Below are 2,447 nucleotides of genomic sequence, written 5' to 3'. Positions count from 1 at the left end.
CGCGCGTTCGAACGCGCGCAGGTACGGCGCGAGCCGCTGCGCATCGCGCCGCTCGCGCGCGTCGGTCTGCTGCCGAAAGCGCTCGGTCAGCTCGCCGATGCAGCCCGTCGCGGCCGCGCTGTCGGGCAGCCCCGGCGCCGGCCGGCCGAAGTAATAGCCCTGCACGAAATCGGCCTCGCACGACAGCGCGATCTGCGCCTCGTGCTCGGTCTCGATGCCCTCCACCAGCACCAGCTTGCCGGCTTCGTGCAGCAGCGTCACGAGCCCGTGCAGGATCGCGGTGAGCCCGGTACGGTGCGCCGCGTGCGACAGCATGATCCGGTCGAGCTTCACGATGTCCGGGTTCAGTTGCCAGATCCGCTCGAGGTTCGAATGGCCCGCGCCGAAATCGTCGAGCGCGATCAGGAAGCCGTGCGTGCGGAATTCGCGCACGGCCTCGGCGAGCCGCTCGACGTCTTCCGCGCGCTGTTCGAGCACTTCGAGCACGATGCGGCGCGGCGGCATGCCGAGCCGCTTCAGGTTCGCGAGCAGCGCGGCCGCCTGGAACGGATCGGTGAGCACGCCCGGATGGACGTTGAGGAACAGCCACTCGCGCTCGGCGCCGAGCAGCGCGAAGTTCTCGAGATGCAGCGCCTGCGCGAGCCGGTCGAGCTGCAGCAGCTCGCCCTGGCGCGCAGCCTCGCCGAACACGTCGAGCGGCGACACGGCGCGGTCGAGCGCATCGTGCGCGCGCAGCAGCGCCTCGTAGCCCACCGCACGCTGGTGCGACAGGCTGAAAATCGGCTGGAACACGGTCGTGAGCGTCAGGTCGCGGTGCTGCGTCGCCAGACGTTCGAGACCGGAACTCACCTCCCGCTCGAACCGGTACGGCGACGCGGCGGCCGGACGCTCCTGTTGCACGATCGTCATGCCTTCCTCCTGGTATTGCCTTCGAACGCGGCGCCCGACGAAGCGAACGGCGCGTGCAATGTCATGGTTGGACCCTCGGTTGCCCGGTCAGCGCCGGACGGCTGCCCCACATCAAGCAAGCTCCGTGCAAGGCACCGGCAACCCGTGTGCCGCGGTGGTGCGCCGCGCTGCCGCACCACCGCGGCGCATGTCACGCGCACCATTTCAGTGCGCGCGCACCGGCCGCTCGAACGCATCCGTCACGCCATCACGCTACACTCCGTACGATCGTTTCATTCCCCGTATTCGCCGTATCGATGGAAATCGTCTTCACCGTCCTGATCCTGCTGCTGACCGTCGCGCTGTCCGGCGCCATCACGCGCATCCTGCCGTTCCAACTGCCATTGCCGCTGATGCAGATCGCGTTCGGCGCGATGCTCGCGTGGCCGAAGCTGAACCTGCACGTCACGTTCGATCCCGAAATCTTCATGCTGCTGTTCATTCCGCCGCTGCTGTTCGCGGACGGCTGGCGGATTCCGAAGCGCGAGCTGTACCTGCAGCGCCGCGCGATCCTGATGCTCGCCTTCGGGCTCGTGTTCATGACGGTACTCGCAGTGGGCTACTTCGCGCACTGGCTGATACCCGAGTTGCCGCTGCCGATCGCGTTCGCGCTCGCGGCCGTGCTGTCGCCGACCGACGCGGTCGCGCTGTCCGGCATCGCCGGCCGTGGCCGGATCCCGCCGCAGCTGATGCACATCCTCGAAGGCGAGGCGCTGATGAACGACGCGTCGGGCCTCGTCGCGCTGAAATTCGCGATCGCGGCCGCGCTGACCGGCATGTTCTCGCTGCGCGACGCGTCGATCACGTTCGTGATCGTCGCCGCGGGCGGGCTCGCGACGGGCGCGATCGTGTCGTGGGCGTTCAGCGCGCTGTCGACGCGTTTCCTGAACGCCGAGCAGGAAGGCGATCCGGCCCCCGGTATCGTGATGACGCTGCTCGTGCCGTTCGCGGCCTACCTGTTCGCCGAGCACCTCGACCTGTCGGGCGTGCTGGCGGCCGTGTCGGCCGGGATGATGATGAATTACACGAGCTTCTCGCGCAAAAGCACCGTCGCGTCGCGCGTGCGCGCCGAAAGCACGTGGGCGATGATCGAGTTCGTGTTCAACGGCATGGTGTTCATCATGCTCGGGCTGCAGCTGCCGCACATCATCGGCCGCACGCTCGTCGACGCGCACCACACGAGCGACGCGCTCGTCGGCCGGATGATCTTCAACGTCTGCGCGATGATGCTCGCGCTGTATGCGATCCGCTTCCTGTGGGTCTGGCTGCTGCGCTGGTTCGCGAGCCGTCGCGCCGCGCGCCAGGGCCTCGCGGGCACGATGGCCGGCGTGCGCACGATCGCGGTGATGACGGTCGGCGGCGTGCGCGGGGCGGTCACGCTCGCCGGCGTGCTGTCGATTCCGGTCGCGCTGTCCGACGGCGTGCCGCTGCCGGGCCGCGACACGGCGATCTTCGTCGCGTCGGCCGTGATCCTCGGCTCGCTCGTCGTCGCGGTGGTC

At 68.9% G+C, this 2,447-nt stretch carries 2 protein-coding genes; one reads left to right on the top strand and one right to left on the bottom strand.

All coding sequences use genetic code 11. The annotated features are described in order from the left end of the window. The coding region (locus G3N61_RS38770) for an EAL domain-containing protein (protein ID WP_205825083.1) at nt 1-909 on the bottom strand (909 nt) is incomplete at its 3' end. A gap of 296 nt (nt 910-1,205) precedes the next feature. Here G3N61_RS38770 and G3N61_RS38765 point away from each other — a divergent pair. Continuing rightward, nucleotides 1,206-2,447, top strand: a 1,242-nt coding sequence (locus G3N61_RS38765; RefSeq protein ID WP_205825081.1) for a Na+/H+ antiporter, incomplete at its 3' end; no start/stop codon positions are given.

This window comes from Burkholderia sp. Ac-20349 (assembly GCF_017104865.1).
GTDB classification, from domain to species: domain Bacteria; phylum Pseudomonadota; class Gammaproteobacteria; order Burkholderiales; family Burkholderiaceae; genus Burkholderia; species Burkholderia aenigmatica.
The sequence above is the reverse complement of the archived record's forward strand: the minus strand, read 5'-3'. Positions and strand labels throughout refer to the sequence as shown.